The sequence below is a fragment of the Novosphingobium sp. genome (genome assembly GCF_049240505.1).
Classification (GTDB): Bacteria; Pseudomonadota; Alphaproteobacteria; order Sphingomonadales; family Sphingomonadaceae; genus Novosphingobium.
The window spans coordinates 786-5,315 of the sequence record NZ_JBMLSM010000206.1 but is presented as its reverse complement, the minus strand read 5'-3'; the positions used below and the strand labels follow the sequence as shown (position 1 = coordinate 5,315).

The following is a 4,530-nucleotide window of genomic DNA, read 5'->3' as shown; positions in this document are numbered from 1 at the left end:
ATCGACTGGCAGGGCACGCAGCAGCTTTACCAGAAGGCGCAGGCCGATGTGGTGCGCGTGTTCATCCTGCCGCCCAGCCTTGAAGAATTGCACCGCCGCCTGACCGGGCGCGGCACCGACAGCCCCGAAGTGATCGCCGCACGCATGTCGCGCGCGCAGGCCGAAATCAGCCACTGGGACGGCTACGATTACGTGGTGATCAACGACGAGGTTGAGGGCTGCTACGAAAAGGTCCGCGAGATTCTGGCAGCAGAGCGCATGAAGCGCACCCGGCAGACCGGACTGATCGACTTTGTGCGTGGGTTGATGCGGGGGTAATCGCGTCAGTCCCTGCCCTTGCGCCCCCGCGAAGGCGGGGGCCTCGGTGTTGTTACGGAATGGTAGTGTAAACCGACTGAGGCCCCCGCCTGCGCGGGGGCGCAAGTGACTGTGGTGGATATGCAAATGCGTTGGAACAACCACCTCTGAAACCACCACCTCGCAAATCACTCTCCAACCTGCGACATTTCAGAGTGGCCGCCTGTAGGCCCACCACCCTAGGTTCTCCCCTGATCTTGCCGGAGCACGCCCGAGCGGCCCGGAAGTTGCCTTGTGGAGAGGGTTGATGACCGAGATGGAATGGAACCGCGAAGCCGATGTGGTGGTGCTCGGTTCGGGCGGCGCGGCGATGACGGCGGCGATCACTGCGCATGATTTTGGCGCGAAGGATGTCGTGATCCTTGAACGCAACGGCATGGTGGGTGGCACCACGGCCATGTCGGGCGGGATGCTGTGGATCCCCAACAACCATCACCAGCACGAAGCCGGGATCGAAGACAGCGACGAGGATATCGTCACCTATCTCGATTCGCTGGCACCGGGGATGCTCGACCCGGAAACGCTGTGGGCATTCATGCAGAACGGCCCGGAAATGCTGCGCTATCTGGCCGAGAAAACGCCGGTGCGGCTGTGCGCCTTTGCCGATTTCCCCGATTATCAGCCCTATTCGCCGGGTGCGAAGCCCGATGGCGGACGCTCGCTCGATAACGAAGCATTCTCGTTCGAACGGTTGGGCAAGTGGGCCACCCGCGTCAATCCCAGCAAGATGGCCTACCCCCTGCGCGGCAGCCTGATGGAAGCGATCCGCGGCTCGCTGGACGAAGAGACGTTGGCCGAGCGTGAGCGGGGCGATTATCGCGGGCTTGGTCAGGCGCTTGCCGGATCGCTGTTCCTTGCAGTGCTGGATCGCGGCATTCCCGTGGAGTTCGAAAAGCGGGCGCGAAAGCTGGTCAAGGATGGCGACCGCATCGTCGGCGTGATTGCCGAAGATGCCAATGGCAAGCCCTATACCGTGCGTGCGCGGCGCGGCGTGGTGATCGCCACGGGCGGGTTCGAATGGAACGAAACGCTGGTGAAAACCTTCGTGCGCGGCCCCCTCACCGGCCCGGTCAGCGTGCCAGAAAACGAAGGCGATGGCCTGCTGATGGCGATTGAAGCCGGGGCGCAGCTGGGCAATATGCAGAACGCCTTCTGGATGCAGAGCGTTCTGGAGTTCGAACCACAGCACCGTTCGGCCAAGCCGAACTATCTGCTGGGATCGGATGAACGTGCAAGGCCGGGCGCGATCCTTGTCAACCGCGCGGGCAAGCGCTTCGTCAACGAGGCCGCGAATTACAATGCGCTGGGCAAGTCGCTCCACGCTTTTGACGCGGGCACGCACAGCTATGCCAACCTGCCGTACTGGCTGATTATCGATCAGCGCTATCGCAACAAGTACCACACCTTCAACACCCCTGCGGGTGGACCGGTGCCTTCGTTCATGATGCAGGCCGATACGCTGGAAGAACTGGCCGCAAAGGCCGGGATCGACCCGGCAGGCCTGACCGCCACGGTCGAACGCTTCAACCAGATGGTGCGCAACGGCCACGACGACGATTTCAACCGTGGCGACAACACCTACGACAACTTCTACATGTGGGGTGACATGGATTTCGATCCGCCGCACCGCACACTGGGCGCGATCGATCAAGGGCCGTTCTTTGCGGTCAAGATGGAAGCGGGCGCGCTGGGCACCGCTGGCGGGCCGAAGACCAACGCCGATGCGCAAGTGGTGGACTGGGACGGTAATCCGATTCCCGGCCTTTACGCAGCAGGCAATGCAATGGCGGCGGTTCTGGGCGACGTTTACGGCGGCGCAGGGGGCACGCTGGGGCCGGGTATGACCTTCGGCTATATCGCCGGGCGTCATCTGGCGGAGCATCTGCCGAACGTGTGAGTAGGGTGCGATTTCCTGGTTAGAGAGCGCCCCCGCGCAGGCGGGGGCCTCAGTCGGTTTACGCAAGCGTTCCTTAACAACACCGAGGCCCCCGCCTTCGCGGGGGCACTTCCCCTTCAGCGCAATCAATGCCCCGAAGGATCAATGGCCGTATCGGGAATCCAGCCATTGACGATGCCGCCATCAATCGGCAGCGGGGTGCCAACCACGTAATCGCCCGCGCGACTGGCAAGGAAGATCGCGCCGCCTGCCATATCCTCGATCGTGCCGACACGCTTTGACGGGATGCCCTTGGCCGAAGCTTCGGGATTCTTTGCCGCTGCCTTGTTCATTTCCGAAGGGAATGCGCCGGGGCAGATGCAACTGGCGACGATCTGGTCCTTGATCAGCCGCGCGGCCATCCGCTTTGTAAGATGGACAAGCGCCGATTTCGACGCCTGATAGCTGTAGGTTTCCCAAGGGTTGAGGCGCAGACCATCGACCGAGGCGATGTTGATCACCTTAGCGGGCTGTTCCTTGCTGGCAGCCGCTTTGAGCAGCCCGTGCAGCTTCTGCGTGAGGAAGAACGGGGTCTTGACGTTGAGGTCCATCACCTTGTCCCAGCCCACTTCGGGAAAGTCCTCAAAATCCGCGCCCCAGGCAGCACCCGCATTGTTGACGAGGATGTCGATCCGGCTTTCGCGAGCGGCAAGATCAGCGGCAAGTTGTTCGATGCCTGCAACGTTCGAAATGTCACCGGCAATAGCGATGCACTTCGGGCCGAGGCGGGCGGCGGTTTCCTCAACCACGGCAACCTTGCGCGCGGTGATGTAAACGCGCTCGCAACCAGCGGCGATGAAGCCTTCGGCGATCATCTCGCCAATCCCGCGCGAACCGCCGGTGACGACTGCGATGCGGCCTTCAAGGCTGAAGAGTTTGCTGAAATCCATTGGTATTCTCCTGCCTGCCTTACCAAGCCCAATTCGTCACCCCGGACTTGATCCGGGGTCCATTTCTCGACCGAGAACGCTGGTCTGATTGGCGAAATGGATCCTGAAACGAGTTCAGGATGACGAAGTGGAATGGTGTGACGGAAACAAATGAGTCTCAATAGCCGCTGAGCTGTGCCACGCGCTCGGCGTGATAATATTGGTCACCCATGAATTCGGCCAGCGAACGGTCACGCTTCATGTAAAGACCGATGTCGAACTCGTCGGTCATGCCAACGCCGCCGTGCATCTGCACACCTTCGCGCACGGCAAGGTTGCACGCTTTGGCAGCCTTGGCCTTGGCCACCGAAACCATCAGGTCCGCACGTTCGGAATTGCCATCAAGCAGTTGCTGCGCCTTGATCACGGCAGCTTCGGCAATTTCCAGTTCGGAATAGAGGTGTGCAGCGCGGTGCTGCAACGCCTGAAACTCACCGATCAACTGCCCGAACTGCTTGCGCGTTTTGAGATAGGCGGTGGTGATGTCGAACGCCCCCTGCCCCACACCGGTCAGCTCTGCTGCTGCACCGATGCGCCCGGCGTTGATCACCCTGTTCAGCAGCGCGCGACCGCCATCGACTTCGCCGATCACGCAATCGCCATCCAGTTCCACGCCGTCGAACGTGACATTGCTGGCCATAGCGCTGTCCACCAGCCGCAGATTTTCGTGGGATACACCCGCTGCGTCCTTCGGCACGGCAAACAGCGTGATGCCATCGGCATCATTGTCGCTGCCCGAAGTGCGCGCGGCGACAATGATCGCATCTGCCGAGGCCCCGTGGACCACAAAGGCCTTGCGGCCCTGCAGACGGAAGCCATTGCCCGCCTTTTCGGCCTTGCAAGCGATGCGTTCGGGGCGATGCTTGGGGCTTTCGTCAACCGCAACCGCCAGCACGCTTTCACCCGCGATCACGCCCGGCAGCCAGCGCCCGCGCAGATCGTCAGAGCCGCCCGAAAGCGCGGTAACGCCCATGACGGAAGTGGTGAGAAACGGCGACGGGGTGAGGTTGCGCCCGATCTCGCGCAGGACGATCCCGGCTTCGACGTGGCCCATAGCGAGGCCGCCATCAGCTTCGCTGGCGAGCATTCCGGTGAGGCCCATTTCCGCGAACTGCTGCCACAGGGCATGGCCGAAACCGTCCTGACAGTTCATATCGCGATAGTGGCGAAGCTGCTGCTTGATCGCGCCTTCGCCGGCCATGAAACCGGTGACGGTATCGGCCAGCATGGCCTGATCTTCGGTGTGGTAAAGCGGCATTTTCTCTCCCTCTCCCCTTCAGGGGAGAGGGTCGGGGAGAGGGGCTGTCT

The 4,530-nt window shown here is 61.9% G+C and carries 3 protein-coding genes and 1 pseudogene; 2 read left to right on the top strand and 2 right to left on the bottom strand.

The features are described from left to right. A pseudogene (locus ACOVQ0_RS17010) lies at positions 1–318 on the top strand (guanylate kinase); the annotation flags it as partial. 286 nt (positions 319–604) lie between these two features. Continuing rightward, entirely contained in the window at positions 605–2,254 is a 1,650-nt protein-coding gene (locus tag ACOVQ0_RS17005) for an FAD-dependent oxidoreductase (protein ID WP_421887177.1), read from the top strand. A 125-nt stretch (positions 2,255–2,379) separates the two neighbouring features. Here ACOVQ0_RS17005 and ACOVQ0_RS17000 read toward each other — a convergent pair whose 3' ends face one another. Both ACOVQ0_RS17000 and ACOVQ0_RS16995 read right to left on the bottom strand, forming a co-directional pair. Then, positions 2,380–3,183: an SDR family oxidoreductase gene (locus ACOVQ0_RS17000; RefSeq protein WP_421887175.1), complete on the bottom strand. Its 804-nt coding sequence runs from the start codon at positions 3,181–3,183 to the stop codon at positions 2,380–2,382. A gap of 157 nt (positions 3,184–3,340) precedes the next feature. Then, the gene (locus ACOVQ0_RS16995; RefSeq protein ID WP_421887172.1) at positions 3,341–4,480 is read right to left on the bottom strand and encodes an acyl-CoA dehydrogenase family protein; all 1,140 of its coding nucleotides are present in this window, start codon (positions 4,478–4,480) and stop codon (positions 3,341–3,343) included. Positions 4,481–4,530: the final 50 nt, after the last annotated feature.

Coding starts and splice junctions, on each gene's coding strand:
- ACOVQ0_RS17005 (WP_421887177.1), top strand. CDS start 605: ATGACCGAGATGGAATGGAACCGCGAAGCCGATGTGGTGGTGCTCGGT.
- ACOVQ0_RS17000 (WP_421887175.1), bottom strand. CDS start 3,183: ATGGATTTCAGCAAACTCTTCAGCCTTGAAGGCCGCATCGCAGTCGTC.
- ACOVQ0_RS16995 (WP_421887172.1), bottom strand. CDS start 4,480: ATGCCGCTTTACCACACCGAAGATCAGGCCATGCTGGCCGATACCGTC.